Raw genomic sequence first — 20,401 nt, 5'->3', positions numbered from 1 at the left:
AAAGCCGAAGCAAAGTTGCTTCGGCTCTATCAAAACTGTTCGGTTTTTATGGCGTGTAGTAGGTTGCTGCGCCAGGACCAACAGGCAAACCAAACACAAATACCCATATGTAGAATAGGATACTCCAACCAACCATAAAGCAGATTGAGTATGGCAACATGGTCGCGATAAGCGTACCAATGCCCAAGTTCTTCATATAGCGCGTTGCTACCGCAAGGATAAGACCAAAGTAGCTCATCATAGGGGTAATAATGTTAGTCGTTGAGTCACCGATACGGTAAGCAGCCTGAATCACTTCTGGTGCATAACCTACCAACATAAGCATAGGAACGAAGATAGGCGCGGTTACCGCCCACTGCGCTGACGCTGAACCAATCATCAGGTTGATGAAGCCACACATGATAATGAAAGCAAAGAACAGCATAGGGCCAGTCAGACCAATGCTCTGTAGGAAGTCCGCACCTGTTACCGCAACAACTTGACCAAAGTTAGTCCACTTAAAGAAAGCGACAAACTGAGCGGCGAAGAATACCAATACAATGTACATGCCCATTGAAGACATCGACTTAGACATTGCGTCGATAACATCGCGGTCGGTTTTCATACTACCGACAACTTTACCGTAGACAAAACCAGGAATCGCGAAGAACACAAAAATAAAGGCTACGATGCTCTTCAAGAATGGAGAACCCGCAACTGTACCTGCATCGGAACGTAGAACACCATCCGCTGGAACGATAGTCCAAGCGAGAAGAGCAGAAACAGCGATCACCGCAAGACCTGCCATTTTTAGGCCTTTCTTCTCGATATCAGTCAGTTTACCCATGCTGTCATGGGACAAGTCTTCCGACGCTTCTTCATCGTTGTATTTGCCAAGTTTAGGTTCGACAATCTTCTCAGTTACGAATGCACCTGTAATCGCGATAAAGAAGGTAGAGATGAACATGAAGTACCAGTTTACTTCAGGGCCAACGCTATAGCTTGGATCAATCATCTGTGCTGCGGTTTCTGTAATACCAGAAAGCAGTGGGTCAACAGTACCGATCAGTAGGTTCGCAGAATAACCGCCAGATACACCTGCAAATGCCGCGGCAAGACCTGCGAGAGGGTGACGTCCTAAAGAGTGGAACAGCATAGCCGCAAGAGGAATTAGGACAACGTAACCTAGCTCGGAAGCCGTATTTGAGATGATACCAGCAAACACAACAGTAAAGGTCACCATGCGCTTAGAAGCGCCCATTACCATGCCGCGCATCGCTGCTGATAAAAGACCTGAGTGCTCGGCAATCGCGACACCTAACATAGCAACGAGAACGGTTCCAAGTGGCGCAAATCCAACAAAGTTTTTCACTAAGTTGGTGACAATTAGCTGAAGACCATCTGCATTCAGTAAGCTAACGACATGGATCATTCCATCTGCAGCACGACCTTTTGCACCTTCTGGACGCGGGTCTGCAACTGCAACTTCAAAAAATCCAGCAATGCCAGATGCGATTAGAATTGCCAAACAAAAGATGGCAAAAAGAGTAATTGGGTGGGGTAAAAGATTCCCTAAATATTCAACACCATCTAAAAAGCGAGTAAATAGTGGCTTTTTAGGTGATTGTTTATTAATTGAAGCAGATGAACTCATCTGTTCCCTCCTTGTAGTTTTTCCTGAGCTTTATAAGTCACTCCACTTTCAAAAAACAAGTTGTGTTTGAAAGGTTGAGGACTGGTATGGCGGGCCTGCCAAAAAGCTTGCGAAGGTTACTTGAGGGATGGGTGAATTAAAAGCCTAAAATGTTACAAAGATTTTCAATGCGAACAATAAAACACTATATTATAGAAAATAACCAGTTCTTACATCTATATATATTCAACATTTCAGACTTATAATTCACATACAAATCATAAGTCTGAAACATTTTTATGACTTACTTCTGAACCGCTTTAAAACGTGGGTTAGATTTGCAAATCACGTATAGACGACCACGACGTTTTACGATCTGGCAGTCTGGATGACGGTTTTTAGCACTCTTAAGTGACTTAACAACTTTCATTTCTATTTCCTTTACTTAGGGTTTTCCGTGCGCCCCAACTCTGAGATTGAGATTACTTAGACTTGAACTGCTGAAAACGACGGTTGAAGTTTGCAATACGGCCTTCTTTCTGGATAACGCGCTGTTTGCCCGTGTAGAAAGGATGAGACTCAGATGAGACTTCAATAGTCATATATGGGTAAGTTTTACCGTCTTCCCATTCAATGGTTCTGTCCGTTTGTAGCGTAGAACCAATGATGAAATATTTGTCTACACTCGTGTCGTGGAAAACCACTTTGCGATATTCAGGGTGAATATTCGACTTCATTCCGTTTTACTCCAACTGTTATGTTATAACGTGGCAAATGATAACGATTAGCATTCAAAAATACTAGCCTCAAATGTGATATTTTATTCAGCTTGGCTATAAAAACGGTTTTTGAGATGCACCGCATAGAACCAATTGGCTTTATAGAGAGCCCTTACAAAGAAAAATTCGCTGTCCCAAGACAGCCTAGATTGGTAAACAGCGCCACGCTCGGGTACGCCTGATCGGAGATGCAAACTGCCCTGAGTCGGTGAGAGGACTCAAAGGGTTTAGTCATGTCTGGCTGTTATTTTTGTTTGACCAAAACATTAACGCGGGCTGGAAACCAACAGTTCGTCCCCCGCGCCTAGGTGGAAATGAACGTATCGGCGTATTCGCTTCACGCGCGACATTCAGGCCAAATGCCATTGGTATGTCCGCCGTCGAGGTCATAGATGTCGTGAGCGAACGCGACCAAACCTATATAGAACTGGGCGGTGTCGATTTAGTCGATGGCACTCCCATCATAGATATCAAGCCTTACATCCCCTATTCCGATGCGATTCCAGAAGCAATAGGTGGGTATGCAGATTCAGAACCTGATACTTGTGATGTGTTGATTCACCGCGGTATACCCGCCATTGACAATCACCCCCAGCGAAGTGTCATTGAACCGGTAATTAAGCAGGTACTCGAACAAGATCCTCGTCCGGCATATAAAAAAGGAAAGAGCGACAGTAAAATCTATTCCGTTCGCCTATTTGATCTCGATATTAAGTTTAAAGCGGATGAAAAGAAGATTGAGGTCATTGGGGCGTCACTGGTATCATAGACGGCTAACTAAATGCCTGACTGTCGGGGTTCTTTATTAACTATGATGAACGGATACCATAAATGCGTACCAGTAACTATCTTCTTTCTACTCTGAAGGAGACTCCAAACGACGCGGAAGTAGTAAGCCACCAGCTTATGCTTCGTGCAGGTATGATCCGTAAGCTAGCTTCAGGTTTATACACTTGGCTACCTACAGGTCTGCGTGTACTGCGTAAAGTCGAAAACATCGTCCGTCAAGAGATCGACAACGCCGGTGCTGTCGAAACTTTGATGCCCGTTGTTCAGCCGTTTGAACTTTGGGAAGAGACAGGCCGCTCTGAAAAGATGGGCGCTGAGCTTCTTCGTCTTACTGATCGTCATCATCGTCCGTTTGTACTAAGCCCAACCGCTGAAGAAGTAATCACTAGCCTAGTGCGCAATGAGGTTTCTTCATACAAACAGTTACCACTTAACCTTTACCAGATCCAAACTAAGTTCCGCGACGAACGCCGCCCGCGCTTTGGCGTGATGCGTGCACGTGAATTCTGCATGATGGACGCGTATAGCTTTGATATCGACAAAGAAGGCCTGCAAAAGTCTTACGATGCAATGCACACGGCTTACTGTAAAGCCTTTGACCGCATGGGTCTAGATTACCGTCCTGTGCTTGCCGACACTGGTGCTATTGGCGGTAGTGGCTCTCATGAGTTCCACGTATTGGCAGAAAGCGGTGAAGATCTTATCGCCTTCTCTTCTGAGTCTGACTACGCTGCAAACATTGAAAAAGCGGAAGCCCTAGCACCAGCGGGTGAACTCGCTGCGCCTACTCAAGAGATGACTTTGGTCGATACGCCAAACGCAAAAACCATTGCAGAGCTGGTTGAGCAGTTTGACTTACCAATCGAGAAAACAGTGAAAACTCTGTTTGTGAAAGCGTCTGATGAAGTTGATGCGGAACTTATCGCACTTATCATTCGCGGTGATCACGAACTCAATGAAGTGAAAGCGGAAAACCTAAAAGAAGTTGCTTCTCCACTAGAGATGGCAACAGAAGAAGAGATCCGCGCACTTATCGGCGCAGGACCAGGTTCCCTAGGCCCAGTAGCTCTAAAACTGCCATTTATCGTTGACCGCACCGTGGCTAAGATGAGTGATTTTGGCGCTGGCGCTAATGTGGATGACAAGCACTACTTTGGCATCAACTGGGGTCGCGATGTTGAACTTGGTCAGGTAGAAGACCTGCGTAACGTGGTAGAGGGTGACCCTAGTCCATGTGGCAAAGGCACATTGTCGCTAAAACGCGGTATCGAAGTCGGCCATATCTTCCAGCTAGGAACTAACTACTCAGAGAAAATGAACTGTAACGTTCTCGGTCCAAATGGTAAGAGTGTGATCCTAGAGATGGGTTGCTACGGTATCGGTGTGTCTCGTGTTGTGGCATCGGCAATTGAGCAGAACCACGATAAGTACGGCATAATCTGGCCAGAATCGATCGCCCCTTTCCAAGTCGCTATCGTGCCTATGAATATGCACAAGTCTGAACGCGTGAAAGAAGCCGCAGAGAAACTGTACGCCGACCTTACAGCAGCAGGTATTGAAGTGCTATTTGATGATCGCAAAGAACGTCCTGGTGTCATGTTCTCTGATATTGAACTGGTCGGTATTCCTCATACTGTCGTTATCGGTGATCGCAGCATGGACGAAGGTAACTTTGAGTACAAAAACCGTCGCAACGGCGAGAAAACTCCTGTCGCCATTGAAGGTATTATCGAACACCTTAAAGCTCAATTGGCTTAACTGCGAATTGATTCAATAAACAAAAAGGGCTGGCGGTTCAAATCGCCAGCCCTTTTTCTATTCTTTTTCCGCTTGGTAAGTAACGGTGGGTGTTATCTGTTTTACAGACGTGATTTCACTGGTAAACCAACCAGTATCAAACTCGAAATCAGAAGGGTAATGAGCCGCGCGATAGAGCTTCTTTCCAACCTTATAAACAGGAAGTTTCATCTGATCTTTACCTTGAACGTACAGTTGCCCATCCTTTTCTGTCACGTCAATATAAAAGTCAGGTGAATAGATATAACGCCCTAAGTAGCTTTTCAACTCTTCTACATTTGGTCGTTCAACATCTAGCTTGTGTCTTTGATAATTTGGCCAATCATAAACAACGGATAGGCCTCTAATGATCTCCAAAGCCAACATATCCCCATTGACACCATTGGTCGCTACGACAGCTCCCGTCCCCTGTTCAGGATAGAAAGCAAAATGACTTTGAAACCCGTGGTTGATGCCGCCGTGAAAAAGATACGTACCTTTATCATCAGAATGACGGAAAAAACCCAACCCATAATTTGGTGTTATTGCCTCACTTAGCAAAGCGACCGACTCTGCTTTGAGAAAGTCATCGTTCTCTGCCAGTGAAGATTGGTGAGCACTTAGCAATATACGAGCAAAATCAGAAGTACTTGACCACAAACCCGCGCCCGCTTGACTGGTATAGCGATTCCAACCGCCAAGGATCCATTGATCAAATGAATAACCGTTAGCGAGGTCTATCCCCAGTCGCTCTGGATGTTTCTGCTCGAAAGTCGCAGTTTTCAAGTTTAAAGGATGGATGATTTGCTCGTTAGCAAGCTCGGTGAACGACTTTTTATAAACAGACTCCAACACTGACCGAACCATCAAATAGCCGACGTTTGAGTATGCAAACTCACCCATTTTTCCACTCTGCTCTAATGGATAGTCACCAAACTCGCCTGATGCGACCTGAGCCAAAGTCGGATAGTGTTCTCCGCGGGTAAAGCCGCCACCACCACCAGTGGGAAACCCTCCCGTATGAGAAAGCAACTGCCGCAGGGTTACCTTTTTAGTGATAATGCCTTGTAGCTCTGGAATAACATAAGGACGAATATCTTCGTCTAATGTAATTTTCCCCTGCTCGACTGCGCGAAGAGCCAATAAGCTAGAAACGGGTTTACTCATTGAAGCCAACTGAAAAGCAGTGGTGTCTGTCACTGGCTCATCGTATTGGTTCTTTACGCCCTGACTGTGAGTCCAAAGTACTTTACCGTGCTGAAAAACCGTAATACTGACACCGGGGATCTGCCAATATTTCAGCCTCTCCTCTAAAGAATGAGTGGGGGGCTCTTCCCCTTTAAATTGGTAAGCTGGAATTAGATGATTTAAAGCATCATCTGGCTCAGCGGCCGTTACCCAACCACTAAATAGCGCAAATGCTAATAGGTAATGACATCTCATAGACTTACTCCAAATGGAAATAACGACAAAAATCAAAATAAAACAAATAAATAAAAAGCCATTGATTAATAAATTATAATCAACAGCTTTTATATGATTTTTTTATCGTTTTTCGAGTGAACACTGGTATGGGAATAAGTTTTTAGAGTAATGTCTCAAATTTACTCTAGAGGCTCTTTTGGGGCCTGACAACCTGGTTTTCCTTCAGCATACGCCACATCGACCAGATCATTAGCATTGCCATGAATCAGCTCACCAAAATGGAAAATACCAACTCGCCCGGCTTCATTCGGTGCCAATCTTCGTTATCAGTGAGTGGCTGTGTCGCCACAACGGATACGACGTCGTTGGGTGTCGTTTCTTCTTGAAAGTTAATAGTAACGTCTTCGTCAATTAGCGAAGCCTTACCAAACGGTGCTCGACGGGTTATCCAGTACAAGTGATTAGTGCAGTACGTCATCACATACTCACCATCTGAGAGCAGCATATTGAACACACCTTTCTCTCTCAGTCCATCACAGCACTGCGCTAAGTACTCGAACACACCAACCATGTCTTGCGGAAACTCAGGAAATTGCTTGTCGAGTTTATCTAGCAACCAACAGAATGCTTTCTCACTATCAGTTTCACCCACTGGTCTATGACGACCAGAATCAAGACCTTGATAATCTGTTAACTGCCCGTTGTGAGCGAATGTCCAGTATCGCCCCCAAAGCTCTCGGGTAAATGGGTGGGTATTTTCTAAATTAACACCGCCTCGGTTGGCTTGTCGGATATGGCTGATAACCGCACAGCTTTTGATTGGATAGTTTTGCACTAACTCTGCTATCTTTGAATCACAACTGGGGTTGGGATCTTTGAAGGTACGAAACCCTTTGCCTTCGTAAAAAGTTATTCCCCAGCCATCGCGGTGAGGGCCTGTATTTCCTCCTCGCTGCATAAGACCTGTAAAACTAAAACAAATATCTGTCGGCACATTGGCGCTCATACCGAGCAATTCACACATGGTTTCTCCTTCATAAACCTTAGAGTGTGTGACTTATCTGAACCAACAAGCCACACCAAGCTAATGAGTAAAGCCTTACGCTTCCATCTCTTTTTCAATTAGCTGAATAACAATATGAATAATTTTAATATGGATCTCTTGAATTCGATCGGCATAACCAAAATGAGGAACGCGAATTTCAATATCGGCCAAACCCGCCATTTTACCGCCATCCTTGCCTGTTAACGCGATGGTTTTCATCCCCTTCGCTTTTGCGGCATCTATCGCGTTCAAGATGTTTCCCGAGTTGCCCGATGTAGAAAGACCAAAAAGCACATCACCTTTTGCGCCTACGGCTTCCACATAACGAGAAAAAACAAAATCGTAACCAAAGTCATTACTCACACATGATAAGTGGCTAGGATCCGAAATGGCGATTCCCGGGTAGCCTGGTCGATTTTCTCGGTAACGACCCGTTAACTCTTCAGCGAAGTGCATAGCATCACAATGCGAACCGCCATTACCACATGAAAGTACTTTGCCGCCTTGTTTAAAAGAATCGGCAATAAGTTTTGCGGCGGCTTCAATTTGAGAAATATTGTTTTCATCGCTAAGAAACTTGTTCAGCACGTCAGCAGCTTCGGTCAATTCGTTTTTAATCAGATCCTGGTACATAGGTCATTCTCGTCATTATTATTGATTAGTTCGGCAACCAATGCCGTTGTATAGCTTAGTTAACAATGCGCACTAGGCTATTTTTCTATACACCTGAGTTTACTAGAACCATTCTCGCTGTCGATAGTCATCCTTTAAGAATTGCTCTCCACAGGCTATTTACTTGTCACAAAATCTGCGGCCAAGTGAACTTTTAGACTATTTACTCCACGCCGATCACTTTTTGAACCTATTGGGGTTTTACATTTTATTATCAATTTGATTACAATCAACTGGTACGACCACATTAATAGGCAAACAATAACAATAGAGCCTGAACAAGGACATGAATATGGATATCTTGCTCTCTATACTTACTCTCTCATTGGTCTTGGCAGTCTGCCTCTACCAGCGAAGATCTCTCGTCGTCTCTATCACCGCGCTCACTACCACTATGATGCTTCTCAGTACTTTTGAACTCATTGGTTCTTTGAGCTGGCTAATTTTTATGACTATCACACTAATTGCTGGCATCCCTGCGATTAGGCTACCGCTAATTAGCAAACGGGCACTTTCAATGTTCAAAAAAGTGCTTCCAGCTATGTCTCAAACTGAAAAAGAAGCCTTAGAAGCAGGAACCGTTTGGTGGGAAGCTGAGCTATTCAAAGGCAAGCCAAATTGGAAGCAGCTTCAAGACATCCAAGCTCCAAGGCTGAGTAAGGAAGAACAAGCCTTCCTTGACGGGCCGGTTAATAAAGTGTGCGCCATGGTTAATGACTATCAGGTGACGCACGAGTTAGCAGACCTACCTGCTGAAGTGTGGCAATACCTTAAAGACAATAAGTTCTTTGCCATGATTATAAAAAAACAGTATGGCGGTTTAGAATTCTCTGCCTATGCACAATCACAAGTTCTACAAAAACTGACTGGCGTTTCCAGCGTGCTCTCTTCTACCGTTGGCGTACCTAACTCTTTGGGCCCCGGCGAACTACTGCAACACTATGGAACACAAGCCCAGAAAGACCATTACTTACCTAGACTAGCACGAGGTGAAGAGATCCCCTGCTTTGCATTAACTAGCCCAGAAGCGGGATCCGATGCGGGTTCAATTCCAGACTTTGGCGTGGTTTGCAAAGGTGAATGGCAGGGCGAAGAAGTACTCGGTATGCGATTGACTTGGAACAAACGTTACATCACTCTCGCTCCAGTCGCAACCGTTCTAGGTCTCGCTTTTAAGTTAAGGGATCCGGAACGGCTTCTCAGTGATAAAGAAGACTTAGGCATAACTTGTGCCCTTATTCCAACCGACCTAAAAGGCGTTGAAATTGGCAACCGTCACTTCCCATTAAACGTGCCATTTCAAAATGGGCCGACAAGAGCGAAAGACCTTTTTGTTCCCCTCGACTTTATCATCGGTGGTAAAGCAATGGCTGGTCAAGGCTGGCGAATGCTGGTTGAATGCTTGTCGGTAGGTCGTGGCATTACTCTCCCTTCCCACTCTACTGGAGGAATAAAAACTGCCGCTTTGGCTACTGGGGCTTATGCGCGTATAAGACGCCAATTTAAACAGCCAATTGGCCATATGGAAGGGATAGAAGAACCTTTGGCAAGGCTGGCTGGTAACGCTTATGTCATGGACGCTGCCAGTAGATTAACCGTTGCCGGTATTGATAGTGGTGAAAAGCCTTCAGTCATTTCTGCCATTGTAAAATATCACTGCACACATAGGGGGCAGCAAAGCATTATAGATGCCATGGACATCGCAGGAGGAAAAGGGATCTGTCTTGGCCCTTCGAACTTTCTTGCCCGTGGTTACCAAGGCGCACCGATTGCCATTACAGTAGAGGGCGCAAACATTCTTACGCGATCAATGATCATTTTTGGTCAAGGTGCCATACGCTGCCACCCGTATGTACTTAAAGAAATGAGTGCGGCTCATAGCGACAAATCTGACGCTCTACCTTTGTTTGATAAAGCGCTGGCTGGACATATCAGCTTCACACTCAGTAACCTTGTTCGCAGTATTTGGTTGGGCTTGACCGATGGTTTAGGCTCTAACTCACCCACCTCCGATGAAACTAAGCGTTATTATCAACAGCTCAATCGTTATAGTGCAAACCTTGCACTGCTTGCCGATGTTTCAATGGCTATGCTTGGCGGTTCTTTAAAACGCAAAGAACGGCTATCGGCACGACTAGGAGATATTCTTAGCCAACTCTATTTGAGTTCAGCAACCTTAAAACGCTTTGATATAGACGGACGTCCTTCTGAAGACTTGCCACTGGTTCATTGGGGACTACAAGATAGCCTGAAAAAGACAGAGGCCGCATTAGAAGAGTTTCTTAACAACTTTCCTAACCCTATCGTAGGAAAAGTACTAAAAACGTTATTGATGCCCTATGGACGCGTGCGTCGTTCACCAAACGATCAATTGGATAGTCAAGTCGCCCGCATTCTTCAAACCCCTTCTGCCACAAGAAGTCGTTTAGGACAAGGGCAGTATTTAAACAACAGTGAACATAACCCCGCAGGCAAGATAGAGAAAGCGCTAGAAGTGATCCTTAATGTTGAACCTTTGTTTGACAAAGTGTGTAATGAAACAGGACAACGAAAGCCCTTCCTATCACTTGATTTGATTGCCAAAGAAGGGCTGGAGAAAGGCATTATTACCGACAGTGAAGCGAATCTTTTAATAGAAGCAGAGGCGCATCGCTTATACGTCATCAATGTCGATGACTTTAAACCCAGTGACTTGGCGGCAAAGCCAACGCTGCCCGTGATGGATAACGCGGCATAGCGCATAAGGGAAAAAAGGGCAACCACTGGTTGCCCTTTCATTTTAATCTCTATTTTGAATCGAAAGTCATCCCTATTTTTTAGGCATTTCCAACTGCATTTCCGGAATCGCTTGTTTTTGGGCTCTTAGTTTTCTCATCACAAACCAAACAACCAAACCGAGAACAATGATGACAATATTTCCTACCGCAATAGCAATGATGCTTTTAGTTCGCTTTTCTTCTCGCATCTGGATAATTCGCATCTCTTCCATTAACTTTTGCTGTTTTAGTCGCTCTTGCTCTTGTAAGCGTCTGGTTTCGGCAATATCGACTTCTTCAACTACAGCGTAAGTTTGCTCAGAGAATGGGAAAATCAGAGGTCTTCCCGACCCAAGTTCGCTAGCATAAACAGTGGCATGCCAAGCATAGTTACCAACATCACCTTGGTAGGGGATATCCAAAGAAACTTTCGGGTCTTCTTCGCTAGACGTACCATTTAGAATGGTCTCAGATCCGTCTGCATTGCGGTGTTCAACTTGAGCGGCAATGCTTCCGGGAGCAATCATTCCCATCTCACCAGAAAAAACTATGCTATGAGGTTCGCCTTCTTCTCGTGACTGAATGAAAGTACTTTGAATAGGCTTCGGATAGACCAATACTTCTTGTTCTTGTGCGCGAAGAAAAACGCCATTGCCAGAGGTTATTCTCACTCGGTATTTTCCGGGTTGAGAAGTAATTGGCAAAGAAACGGTAAACACTCCGTCTCCGGGAACTTCATCTAACCCCTGCCCATCATCGGCAAATTCGCCAACAACCATAGGGGTAGGTTTTGCTTCTTTGATCAGCGTCTCTTCATTTTCAACGTACTTGGTAAAGGTCACTTTTAACTTAACGCGATCCAAAAAGTCGCGTAGGACTAAGGGCTTACCATCTGAAGTGAGTTGCGCGGTAAACTTGACCTCTTCGCCCAAAAATAGCCGGTGGGGCAACTGCTCTGTCGACAGTTTTAGGTGGGAAATGAGTTTAATTTTGTTATCAGTGGTTACCTTGCCAATGGCCTGCCAAGGGCCCGGCATAGGATCATCGATAGAGATGATATCCATCGCTGCTTCCTGATACCAGCGCACGTTTTCAGGGCTTCGCCACGAGTAATATTTCTTTCCGTCTGGTCGCACGAGAACAACTGGCTGAGAGCGCTCTTGTCGATAGATTACAAAGGTTATTTGCTTAATACTGGGATCGACGCGAAACCGGTTATCGAGCAAAGAGATGGTCGACTCTTGACTGGCCAATAGACCAGTGCTGAACATTAGGGTTAAAACCGCCAACCAAACTCTTTTCATCCTTTCTCCTACTGTCGCCAGAGGCAACTTCCACTCTTAGCTACTAAATCTAATCTTTTATCATGCGCATCTAGTTCATCGGCACAAGCTTTTAAAACCTTTAGTGTTTTTCTTCCACTAACCGCTCTTCTTATCCCTTCACCTGCACCGCCCGATTCACTGTCATCACCGCCAAACTGTAGTTTGGTCTGTCCACCAGTCATAAGAAGGAAGACATCAGCCAATATCTCAGCATCGAGCAAAGCCCCGTGGAGTGTACGGTGCGAGTTATCTATCCCGTAGCGATCACATAAGATATCGAGGTTGTTGCGTTTGCCGGGAAAGATTTTCTTGGCCATAGCCAAGGTATCGGTAACCTTACAGTACTGCTCTGTCTTTATCGCTTGGGCACTGTGCATCGCAAACTCGTGATCCATAAAGCCCACGTCGAAGGGTGCATTGTGCGCCACCAGCTCTGCGCCTTTGATAAAATCTAGGAACTCTTGGTGAATCTGAGAGTAGTCTGGTTTATCTCGTAAAAATTCATCGGTAATACCGTGAACCTCAACCGCATCAGGCTGGATCTCGCGATCGGGCTTAATGTAGACATGAAAATGTCTACCGGTCAGCTTGCGGTTTATGATTTCGACCGCTCCGATCTCGATAATTCTGTGGCCTTGATAATGAGGTCCACCTTCACGGTTCATACCCGTGGTTTCGGTATCGAGTACAACAATGCGTTGCTGCTGAGAATTGTTACTGGTATTCATAAGGATATGTATGTCAGACTATGCTAATTATGTGCTTATCCCAATAGTATCAAATCATGACGAAACAGGTGGAAATTTTCACCGATGGCTCTTGCCTCGGAAATCCCGGTCCCGGTGGTTACGGTATCGTACTTAGATATAAACAAGTAGAAAAAACCTTAGGAAAAGGCTTTTTTCTTACTACAAACAATCGGATGGAAATGTTAGCAACAATTGTTGCTCTACAGACACTTAAAGAATCTTGTCATGTGATATTGACCACAGATAGCCAATATGTTCGTCAAGGAATCACCCAGTGGATCCACAACTGGAAAAAACGCGGATGGAAAACAGCGGACAAAAAACCGGTAAAAAATGCCGATTTATGGCAACTTCTCGACAGCGAAACACAAAGGCACACCGTTGATTGGCGTTGGGTAAAAGGGCACGCCGGGCACCGAGAAAATGAAATGTGCGATGAGTTAGCGAGAACTGCCGCAGAAAATCCAACCGAAGAAGATACTGGCTACCAAAGCGAAGCCAAGTAACACTACCTTTCCGAATGGGGTTGTCGCTGTGAAACTTTGTAGTTTACGCCGATTGGCGACAATCTCCGTTTAAGCTTCCAGTGTGGTTTTATTGGCTTAAGCGGATAAGTCCGCTTTCTGGCAACAATAAAGTACAGACTGCCAAAGGGAGCACCAACTATCCCCAAACTGTTTTCTATCCAAGTCCAAAACGTCCCATATTTCTGCATGGGAAACAGCGCATATCTGTCACACTCCAGAACTTGATAGTTTAGTACCCCCAGCCAATCTTTAATTCGTCCGGGAGTAAACATTCGCCCACTCCAAGGTAGATTGTTTTTTCGCCAAGGCATCAAGCTTGATAAGCCAGTAAAACTAATTGGATTAAAACCAGTAATAAATATATAGCCATCGTCGATCATAACGCGATCGACTTCGCGCAACATTCGGTGTGGATCATTACAATAATCGAGCTGATGAGCCAAAATCACCGCATCAAAGCTCTTTTCGAGAAAGGGTAAATCATATCCATCAGCAATTACATTGTGTAACGGGTTCTGGATATCTAGTTTCACTTGATGTTGAATGTTACAGTTTGCGCTGGTGATCTCGCAACTGAGTCCACCGAGTTTGAGCATATGGTAACCAAACAGTTTTGGGCACCACTCATCCATCCGCGTCTGAATAGACTCGCTGACCCATGGACCATTTTTTAGTTGCTGCCATGAGTGGGGTTTTTCGAGTTTGCGTTCACTGCGTGCTGGTTTCATAAATAACCTGCTTTACCCTTGGTGATTGGAGAACCAACCATGTTAGATATCAAAAGCATACCCGCATTTAACGACAATTACATCTGGCTGATCGAAAATAGCGATCGCCGTTGTGCCGTTGTCGACCCGGGTGACGCAGAACCGGTCATCCGTTACTTAGAACAAGGCGGTTTAACTCTAGAAACTATCTTGCTTACCCATCACCACAAAGACCACGTAGGTGGTGTTTCGGAACTCGTACGCCGCTACCCAAATGTCACTGTAGTGGGCCCAAAAAATGACCCAGTTCCCCCTTTGACCCATTCGGTGAGTGAAGGGGATCAAATATCCCTGTTCGATGAAACCTTTTTAGTTGTCGATATTGGTGGCCATACACTTGGGCATATTGGCTATATTGGGGATGGCAAAGTCTTTTGCGGAGATGTTTTATTTGCAGCGGGTTGCGGCAGAGTGTTTGAAGGCAGTATGGAGCAGATGCATCATTCGCTGCAAAAACTCGCTACCCTTCCCAATGAAACGAAAGTGTACTGCGCGCATGAATACACCGCATCAAATGTCGCTTTTGCGTTAGCCGTCGAACCGGGTAACCATGCCTTGCAATCCTACCGCGAGGAGGTCAATCGATTGAGAGCGAGGGATTTACCAACGCTTCCCACAACAATAGGGCAAGAGAAAGCAATCAATCCGTTTCTAAGAGTAGAACAGCCAGAGGTGATGGCATCTGTGAGTGCAAGAACGGAAAAAAATGACCCAATCGCCATTTTTACCGCACTTCGTGAGTGGAAGAACGAATTTTAACGTTTTGCCCCTTGTCACTGCTAGGATCTGACCAGTATTATCACCAGCCATCGAAAAAAAGGGCAATATAATGCGATTAAAGTACAGCTGGGTCTTCGCTTTTGTTTTGGCAGGGTGCCAAACGACTCAGCCACAAAACCAAATACCGGAGACGAACACCTCTTCAAATGGAAGTAAAGAGGTCATTAATACCGTTTCTGTTAAGACTCCAGAAGTCGAACAACCGACACCAATAGCGACGCCGCAACAACAGCAAGACGTTTGGCAGCGCATCGCCATGCAACTGGATATGCCAATCCCTGAGCACAGCAAGGTTGATTACTACCGTACTTGGTACTTAAAGCATCCCAATCACTTAAAGACCGTTTCCAAACGCGCTGAGCCCTTTTTGTATCTAATCACCGAAAGAATTGAACAGCGCGGCCTGCCACTAGAGCTAGCCCTGCTACCTATTGTCGAAAGCTCATTTGACGCATTTGCCTATTCTCATGGCAGCGCAGCGGGGCTGTGGCAATTTGTTCCCGGTACAGGAAAAATGTACGGACTAGAACAGAATTTCTGGTATGACGGCCGCAGAGACGTGTCAGCAGCGACCGATGCCGCTCTAGATTACCTAACACATCTGAACAATCGCTTTGATGGTAACTGGAATCATGCTATCGCCGCTTACAACAGCGGTGGAGGTCGTGTTTCAAGAGCTATTAGAAAAAATGTCGAGCTAGGAAAACCGACCGACTTTTTCTCCCTTTCGCTACCTAAAGAGACCAGTGGTTACGTACCAAAGCTTTTGGCTCTTGCGGATATCGTTGCAAACCAACAACACTATGGCATCGAAATCCCTAGTATTGCCAACAAGCCCGTTGTTGCGGTGGTAGATCCTAAAGAGCAACTAGACCTTGCCATTGCTGCGAGTTATGCCGGCATCAGTGTTAAAAAGCTGCAAAGCCTAAACCCTGCCTACAACCAGTGGGCAACCGCACCCGATGGGCAACATCAACTGCTTCTGCCAATTGAATCCGTTGACACTTTTAATGCTAAAGCGAGTGAAAATCGCGGCAAGGGTATGAAGGTCGTTCGCTACAAGGTCAAGTCAGGCGATAGTCTCAGTGTTATTGCTCGCCGCTACAATACGACTTCTAATGTGATTCGCTCAGCGAACCAATTGAACAACAGTACGATTCGAGTAGGTCAGCACTTACTTATCCCTACATCAACTAAAGACGATAGCGCTTATACCTTAAGTGCCGCTAATCGCTTAGCTAAAACTCAATCGACTTCACGCGGCCAGATCAAACTGACCCACAAGGTAAAACGCGGTGATAGTTTATGGAGCATTGCTAGAGCCAATAAGGTCTCACATAAATCTCTTGCCAAGTGGAATGGAATGGGGCCACGCGATACTTTGAGTATCGGACAAGAGCTCGTTATTTGGAAAAACGCCTCTGAAGGCGCCATTATTCGAACTGTGTTCTACAAAGTGAGATCTGGCGATACCATCAGCGGTATTGCAACTAAGTTTAAAGTCCGCAGCAACGATATTGTTAAGTGGAACAGTCTGAATAAGAGTAAGTATCTGCAGCCCGGCCAGAAATTAAAGCTCTACGTTGATGTGACTAAGGTAAGCGTATGACCCCTTCTGCAAACCCTTTAATTATGCTGGTAGATATTTTCCGCGCTCCCAGCGCTGCATTTCTCGCTCTATACCAACGCGGTATGTGGGGTTGGCAGCCTTACGTATTTCTAGTTTTAGCGCCTTTTCTATTTTGGGGTGCTTATTTTGATATTGTAGATTTTGAGTGGCTAAAAGCCGAATTGACCGTTCAGCTTGAGCAAACCGCTCCTAATCAGTTGGAGCTGCTTGAAGCCAACACTTTAATGGCAAGCGAAATCATCAGTGATATCGTCAGTCGAACCCTCACTATCGTGATGCTCGCTTTTTGGTTCAACTTAGCAACAAAACCTAGCCAACATCAGCACGGGTTTTGGCGTTGGTTTGCCGCCAGTGCAGTCATCACTTTTCCAGCACTGATAGGCGATGTGGCGAGTTATGCTAGCCTGCTGTTAAAACACGGCCAAGTGATGACTTACGCCGCCGACTTAAATAGTTTAAACGGCTTGATAAAACTACCGTTAACCAATGACTGGTCTCAATTTTCTAGCGCCTTTCCTCTGCTTCTACCTTGGTACATAGTGCTGGGCTATGCCGCCGTTGGAACTTGGACTGAGTTTAACCGAGGACAAGCTCTAGTAATTTCAGCTCTGCCATGGGTGGCTTACTACCTCATTTGGGCACTGTATATTCTGGTAAGCTAAACTCAACTAACAATGGATTGTGATCAGAAGCGCCACTCGATGGCGCTTCTGCTTTTTCTAGGGTAAGACCTCGATAAAACACATGATCCAGTACCAAACCCGTTAAAAACTCGGTTCTATGGTCTGGAGAAAACTCTGCCTCTTTTAACCCTAAGCCTGAGATCTCCTGCTTAATGACTGCCACCCGCTCCTCACTCCAGCTATTAAAATCGCCCGCAACAATTATCGGCCAGTGTGATTTGTCAGAAGAGAGGCTAACGTCGAGATCTGTTGACGATATTCCACTGTACCGTAAGTAAAGTTAATGGCGTGAATATTGACCACGGCTAATGTCTGTCCATTAGACAAAGAGTAAGTCGAGTACAGCGCTGATTTTGGCAACCTTATCCACGGTTCTAATTCTGTATATGCGCAGGCTCGAAGAGGCAACTCTTTCGCTAAAGAGAGAACACCTGCACTAATGTCGAAGCGGCGAAAGGCATCGGCTTGATTGCCATTCCACTGCCCTTGTTCAACCCAATGTCGAAGCGGCTTCTCTAGTGCAGCCTCTTGAAGTAACAACAACTGCCTACCTTGACTGTATGTGTCTAGCGCTTTTGACCAGTCAGAGCGGCTTTGCTTGTATATATTCCAAACCAACAGAGATAGCTTGCCATCATCGTCTAATGCCGCTGGGGTTTTGTGCTCAATACAGCCAAACTGAGCTTTGACGCCAATTTTCGAGATCGCAGCAATTTGTGGGGAGTCCTGATATTTAAATACCGATGAAAACGTGACTAACGACATCAATACCAGAATCAATAGGGTTAGAAAGTAAGTTCTAAATTTCATAGCGATAATAAAGAAAAAGAGCCGTTAGGCTCTTTTTGCTAGATAGCGTCTTCGTCTTCTTCACCGGTGCGAATTCGCACCACACGTTCAACGTCAGTGATGAAAATTTTCCCGTCACCGATTTTTCCAGTTTGGGCTGTCTCTATAATGGTGTCAACACACTGTTCGGCCACATCGTCAGTGACGACAATTTCTAATTTTACCTTAGGTAAAAAATCCACCATATACTCTGCACCTCGGTACAGTTCTGTATGGCCTTTTTGGCGTCCAAAACCTTTGACTTCAGATACTGTCATACCTGTTATACCGACCTCAGCGAGAGCTTCGCGTACATCATCAAGTTTAAATGGCTTGATGATGGCTTCGATCTTTTTCATGTTCATCCCTTAAACGTTAGTTTATCGCTATTATCAATCAGCTGTTTACAACAATCAACCGACACAGAGGACTACCGGATTTTGGTCTCATCACTATGTAATATGAAAAAGCCCGGACACTAAGCCCGGGCTATTCGCTTTGCTTCATTTACTTCAAGCTTGAGTAAAAGGCCGCTAAGTTTGCGATATCTGCATCGCTCAGCATTGCGGCTTGAGCTTGCATTACCGCCGCCAAACCACCAGTGCGCTCTTTGTTTTTATACGCTTTAAGTGAAGAAACCAAATATTGTTCACTTTGCCCCTTAAGATGGGGGTAACCTGGAATAGTTGCCATTCCGTCAGCCCCATGGCAAGCAGCACAGACAGCGGCTTTCGCTTTCCCCGCTTCTGCATCACCAGCCATAGCTGATCCGCTGATTAGGCTTATGCCTAACATCATTCCGATTGCGACTTTGTTCATTGCTTTTCCTTATGTAATATCCACAGTTATTATGTGTTTTTATTTGTACGATTCTTACATAAAGAAAGGTCATTTGTCCCAGATTAGCTCACACTCTTGCCCATTGTAGGATTTGCTAACAAATAAGTCAGCAATGGCAACGACTTGTTGATCAAGCTTAATAATTGGTGTTCTTCGCCGCAGCCAAGTTGGGACACCATACTCCTGAAACAGCTTTTTAAGTTTTCTACTATGTGCTCGCTCTGCTGGATGGGCGGAAAGGCCAGTAGGATCAAAAACAACCTCAACGCTACTTACCCCTTTAGGTAACGCAATATTGCCATTTTTGCTTGGTTGTAAACTGAGTTGTCCTAACCCGTCAGGCAGCGCAATCGACTCGCCAACTGTTAAACGACAGCGCCAGTTGGAAATATCCTGCATACTAGGCACTAGATACAACCTTTTGTTAAAGCGCCTTACCTGACAGTCACTCAATTCAAGCTTGGGGTTCGCATCCTTCGAACTCAACGCGACTTGTTGCCAAATCACGGTTAAATGATCTTTTGCTGGCATCTTAAACCTGTGCAGTTCAAACCAATGGCGGAACAATTGATTTCGAACGAGTTCATCATAGGTTGATAGCGTCTCGATCTTTAGGCTTTTGTCTTTGTGGAGGCAGGAGCTCATAAAAGGCTCGAGTAATCGTTCAATCAAGCGCTCTTGCTGAGCACATACTTCTGCACTGCGCTGGACAGATTGGTAAATATGTGGCCAACGACTCGAAAGTACTGGCACTACTTCATGCCTAAGAAAGTTTCGGTCATAACGAGTATCTTGGTTGCTTTCATCTTCCACCCATTCAAGGCCAAGCTGAACAGCAAATTCATGCACTTGACGTCTAGTGCAAGTGAGCAATGGTCTGGACAACTGACCCAATCCAAAACTGCGCGTGATACCCATTGCACTCAGTCCCTTAGGCCCACTGCCGCGTTTCATGGCCAGTAGAAAGGTTTCTACCTGATCATCGGCGTGCTGACCAGTCAGCAATACATCATTGATATCAATGTGCTTTTTTAGCACTTGATAGCGCGCATCACGCGCTAGCTGCTCGACGCTTTCGCCAGCGGTTAAATCTAACTGGACGTGCTCTATAACACATGGAATACCTGCCTCTAAGCTCCACTGCTGGCATTGTTGCGCCCATTTATCCGCATTTGGGCTTAAACCATGGTGAACATGTACCGCTAGAATATCCAGTTTATCCTCTCGCAGTTTTGCCAATTTTAGGAGTTCGAGCAAAACGCGCGAATCCATACCTCCACTTAAGGCGAGTACAAGCTTCCCCTTACAAGGTAAGAAACACTCTAGTTGTTGTTGAAAAATAGTGGTAATAGCAGACATCGGATAAAACCTTGTAAACACTTAAGGCATCTTAGCGGAAATTGTATTTTCTGTCAGAT

Annotated in this window: 17 protein-coding genes and 4 pseudogenes; 8 read left to right on the top strand and 13 right to left on the bottom strand. The window is 45.3% G+C overall.

Translation table 11 applies throughout. The annotated features are described in order from the left end of the window. Positions 1 to 46 precede the first annotated feature (46 nt). The 3 genes from BLO31_RS15300 to BLO31_RS15290 form a co-directional block, all read right to left on the bottom strand. Positions 47 to 1,633, bottom strand: coding sequence for an AbgT family transporter (locus tag BLO31_RS15300; RefSeq protein ID WP_070968541.1), 1,587 nt, complete (start codon positions 1,631 to 1,633; stop codon positions 47 to 49). A 283-nt stretch (positions 1,634 to 1,916) separates the two neighbouring features. Next, entirely contained in the window at positions 1,917 to 2,042 is a 126-nt protein-coding gene (gene ykgO, locus BLO31_RS15295; protein WP_070968538.1) for a type B 50S ribosomal protein L36, read from the bottom strand. A gap of 52 nt (positions 2,043 to 2,094) precedes the next feature. Next, complete coding sequence (locus BLO31_RS15290; RefSeq protein WP_070968535.1) at positions 2,095 to 2,349, bottom strand: type B 50S ribosomal protein L31; 255 nt, start codon at positions 2,347 to 2,349, stop codon at positions 2,095 to 2,097. Between the two features lie 116 nt (positions 2,350 to 2,465). On the opposite strand from BLO31_RS15290, the pseudogene tsaA reads away from it, so the two are divergent. The 3 genes and pseudogenes from tsaA to BLO31_RS15280 form a co-directional block, all read left to right on the top strand. Continuing rightward, a pseudogene (gene tsaA, locus BLO31_RS15285) lies at positions 2,466 to 2,930 on the top strand (tRNA (N6-threonylcarbamoyladenosine(37)-N6)-methyltransferase TrmO); the annotation flags it as partial. Positions 2,931 to 3,004: 74 nt separating this feature from the next. Beyond that, positions 3,005 to 3,160, top strand: a pseudogene (locus tag BLO31_RS25225) (hypothetical protein); the annotation flags it as partial. 62 nt (positions 3,161 to 3,222) lie between these two features. Then, positions 3,223 to 4,938: a proline--tRNA ligase gene (locus tag BLO31_RS15280; RefSeq protein ID WP_070968532.1), complete on the top strand. Its 1,716-nt coding sequence runs from the start codon at positions 3,223 to 3,225 to the stop codon at positions 4,936 to 4,938. 57 nt (positions 4,939 to 4,995) lie between these two features. Here the strand turns inward: BLO31_RS15280 and BLO31_RS15275 are convergent, their stop codons facing one another. From BLO31_RS15275 to lpcA, 3 genes and pseudogenes are all read right to left on the bottom strand, one after another. After that, a complete protein-coding gene (locus BLO31_RS15275) occupies positions 4,996 to 6,399 on the bottom strand; it encodes a serine hydrolase domain-containing protein (protein ID WP_070968516.1) in 1,404 nt (467 codons plus the stop codon). A gap of 161 nt (positions 6,400 to 6,560) precedes the next feature. Then, positions 6,561 to 7,405, bottom strand: a pseudogene (locus BLO31_RS15270) (class II glutamine amidotransferase). 75 nt (positions 7,406 to 7,480) lie between these two features. After that, a complete protein-coding gene (gene lpcA, locus BLO31_RS15265; RefSeq protein ID WP_070968513.1) occupies positions 7,481 to 8,059 on the bottom strand; it encodes a D-sedoheptulose 7-phosphate isomerase in 579 nt (192 codons plus the stop codon). 331 nt (positions 8,060 to 8,390) lie between these two features. On the opposite strand from lpcA, the gene fadE reads away from it, so the two are divergent. Then, positions 8,391 to 10,835: an acyl-CoA dehydrogenase FadE gene (gene fadE, locus BLO31_RS15260; RefSeq protein WP_070968510.1), complete on the top strand. Its 2,445-nt coding sequence runs from the start codon at positions 8,391 to 8,393 to the stop codon at positions 10,833 to 10,835. Positions 10,836 to 10,907: 72 nt separating this feature from the next. On the opposite strand, the gene BLO31_RS15255 is transcribed toward fadE, so the two are convergent. Both BLO31_RS15255 and dnaQ read right to left on the bottom strand, forming a co-directional pair. Further along, positions 10,908 to 12,158, bottom strand: a complete 1,251-nt coding sequence (locus BLO31_RS15255; protein ID WP_070968506.1) for a TIGR03503 family protein — start codon at positions 12,156 to 12,158, stop codon at positions 10,908 to 10,910. An 8-nt stretch (positions 12,159 to 12,166) separates the two neighbouring features. Beyond that, positions 12,167 to 12,907, bottom strand: a complete 741-nt coding sequence (dnaQ, locus tag BLO31_RS15250; RefSeq protein WP_070968503.1) for a DNA polymerase III subunit epsilon — start codon at positions 12,905 to 12,907, stop codon at positions 12,167 to 12,169. Positions 12,908 to 12,963: 56 nt separating this feature from the next. Here dnaQ and rnhA point away from each other — a divergent pair, with 56 nt between their 5' ends. Then, positions 12,964 to 13,434, top strand: a complete 471-nt coding sequence (rnhA, locus tag BLO31_RS15245) for a ribonuclease HI (protein WP_070968499.1) — start codon at positions 12,964 to 12,966, stop codon at positions 13,432 to 13,434. 2 nt (positions 13,435 to 13,436) lie between these two features. On the opposite strand, the gene BLO31_RS15240 is transcribed toward rnhA, so the two are convergent. Beyond that, the gene (locus BLO31_RS15240; protein WP_070968495.1) at positions 13,437 to 14,183 is read right to left on the bottom strand and encodes a class I SAM-dependent methyltransferase; all 747 of its coding nucleotides are present in this window, start codon (positions 14,181 to 14,183) and stop codon (positions 13,437 to 13,439) included. A 39-nt stretch (positions 14,184 to 14,222) separates the two neighbouring features. Here BLO31_RS15240 and gloB point away from each other — a divergent pair, with 39 nt between their 5' ends. From gloB to BLO31_RS15225, 3 genes are all read left to right on the top strand, one after another. Then, positions 14,223 to 14,981: a hydroxyacylglutathione hydrolase gene (gene gloB / locus BLO31_RS15235; RefSeq protein ID WP_070968492.1), complete on the top strand. Its 759-nt coding sequence runs from the start codon at positions 14,223 to 14,225 to the stop codon at positions 14,979 to 14,981. Between the two features lie 70 nt (positions 14,982 to 15,051). Further along, on the top strand, positions 15,052 to 16,611 hold the full coding sequence (locus BLO31_RS15230; protein ID WP_070968489.1) for a lytic transglycosylase: 1,560 nt from the start codon (positions 15,052 to 15,054) through the stop codon (positions 16,609 to 16,611). After that, complete coding sequence (locus tag BLO31_RS15225) at positions 16,608 to 17,294, top strand: YIP1 family protein (protein ID WP_070968486.1); 687 nt, start codon at positions 16,608 to 16,610, stop codon at positions 17,292 to 17,294. The genes BLO31_RS15230 and BLO31_RS15225 overlap by 4 nt, the downstream gene beginning before the upstream one ends. On the opposite strand, the pseudogene BLO31_RS15220 reads toward BLO31_RS15225, so the two are convergent. The 4 genes and pseudogenes from BLO31_RS15220 to tilS form a co-directional block, all read right to left on the bottom strand. Next, positions 17,263 to 18,125: pseudogene (locus BLO31_RS15220) on the bottom strand (endonuclease/exonuclease/phosphatase family protein). The gene BLO31_RS15225 and the pseudogene BLO31_RS15220 sit on opposite strands and share 32 nt — an antisense overlap. A 38-nt stretch (positions 18,126 to 18,163) precedes the next feature. Continuing rightward, a complete protein-coding gene (glnB, locus tag BLO31_RS15215; RefSeq protein ID WP_070968483.1) occupies positions 18,164 to 18,502 on the bottom strand; it encodes a nitrogen regulatory protein P-II in 339 nt (112 codons plus the stop codon). Positions 18,503 to 18,650: 148 nt separating this feature from the next. Next, complete coding sequence (locus BLO31_RS15210) at positions 18,651 to 18,962, bottom strand: c-type cytochrome (RefSeq protein WP_070968479.1); 312 nt, start codon at positions 18,960 to 18,962, stop codon at positions 18,651 to 18,653. 69 nt (positions 18,963 to 19,031) lie between these two features. Next, positions 19,032 to 20,342 (bottom strand): tRNA lysidine(34) synthetase TilS, encoded by a 1,311-nt coding sequence (gene tilS, locus BLO31_RS15205; protein WP_070968476.1) that lies wholly within the window; start codon positions 20,340 to 20,342, stop codon positions 19,032 to 19,034. Positions 20,343 to 20,401 lie beyond the last annotated feature (59 nt).

Origin of the sequence: Vibrio sonorensis (genome assembly GCF_001854765.1) — a bacterium.
GTDB lineage: Bacteria > Pseudomonadota > Gammaproteobacteria > Enterobacterales > Vibrionaceae > Vibrio > Vibrio sonorensis.
This window is presented reverse-complemented; position numbering and strand designations above follow the sequence as displayed.

Coding starts and splice junctions, on each gene's coding strand:
- fadE (WP_070968510.1), top strand. CDS start 8,391: ATGGATATCTTGCTCTCTATACTTACTCTCTCATTGGTCTTGGCAGTC.
- rnhA (WP_070968499.1), top strand. CDS start 12,964: ATGACGAAACAGGTGGAAATTTTCACCGATGGCTCTTGCCTCGGAAAT.
- BLO31_RS15230 (WP_070968489.1), top strand. CDS start 15,052: ATGCGATTAAAGTACAGCTGGGTCTTCGCTTTTGTTTTGGCAGGGTGC.
- ykgO (WP_070968538.1), bottom strand. CDS start 2,042: ATGAAAGTTGTTAAGTCACTTAAGAGTGCTAAAAACCGTCATCCAGAC.
- gloB (WP_070968492.1), top strand. CDS start 14,223: ATGTTAGATATCAAAAGCATACCCGCATTTAACGACAATTACATCTGG.
- BLO31_RS15255 (WP_070968506.1), bottom strand. CDS start 12,158: ATGAAAAGAGTTTGGTTGGCGGTTTTAACCCTAATGTTCAGCACTGGT.
- BLO31_RS15225 (WP_070968486.1), top strand. CDS start 16,608: ATGACCCCTTCTGCAAACCCTTTAATTATGCTGGTAGATATTTTCCGC.
- lpcA (WP_070968513.1), bottom strand. CDS start 8,059: ATGTACCAGGATCTGATTAAAAACGAATTGACCGAAGCTGCTGACGTG.
- BLO31_RS15280 (WP_070968532.1), top strand. CDS start 3,223: ATGCGTACCAGTAACTATCTTCTTTCTACTCTGAAGGAGACTCCAAAC.
- dnaQ (WP_070968503.1), bottom strand. CDS start 12,907: ATGAATACCAGTAACAATTCTCAGCAGCAACGCATTGTTGTACTCGAT.
- BLO31_RS15210 (WP_070968479.1), bottom strand. CDS start 18,962: ATGAACAAAGTCGCAATCGGAATGATGTTAGGCATAAGCCTAATCAGC.
- tilS (WP_070968476.1), bottom strand. CDS start 20,342: ATGTCTGCTATTACCACTATTTTTCAACAACAACTAGAGTGTTTCTTA.
- BLO31_RS15240 (WP_070968495.1), bottom strand. CDS start 14,183: ATGAAACCAGCACGCAGTGAACGCAAACTCGAAAAACCCCACTCATGG.
- BLO31_RS15300 (WP_070968541.1), bottom strand. CDS start 1,633: ATGAGTTCATCTGCTTCAATTAATAAACAATCACCTAAAAAGCCACTA.
- BLO31_RS15275 (WP_070968516.1), bottom strand. CDS start 6,399: ATGAGATGTCATTACCTATTAGCATTTGCGCTATTTAGTGGTTGGGTA.
- BLO31_RS15290 (WP_070968535.1), bottom strand. CDS start 2,349: ATGAAGTCGAATATTCACCCTGAATATCGCAAAGTGGTTTTCCACGAC.
- glnB (WP_070968483.1), bottom strand. CDS start 18,502: ATGAAAAAGATCGAAGCCATCATCAAGCCATTTAAACTTGATGATGTA.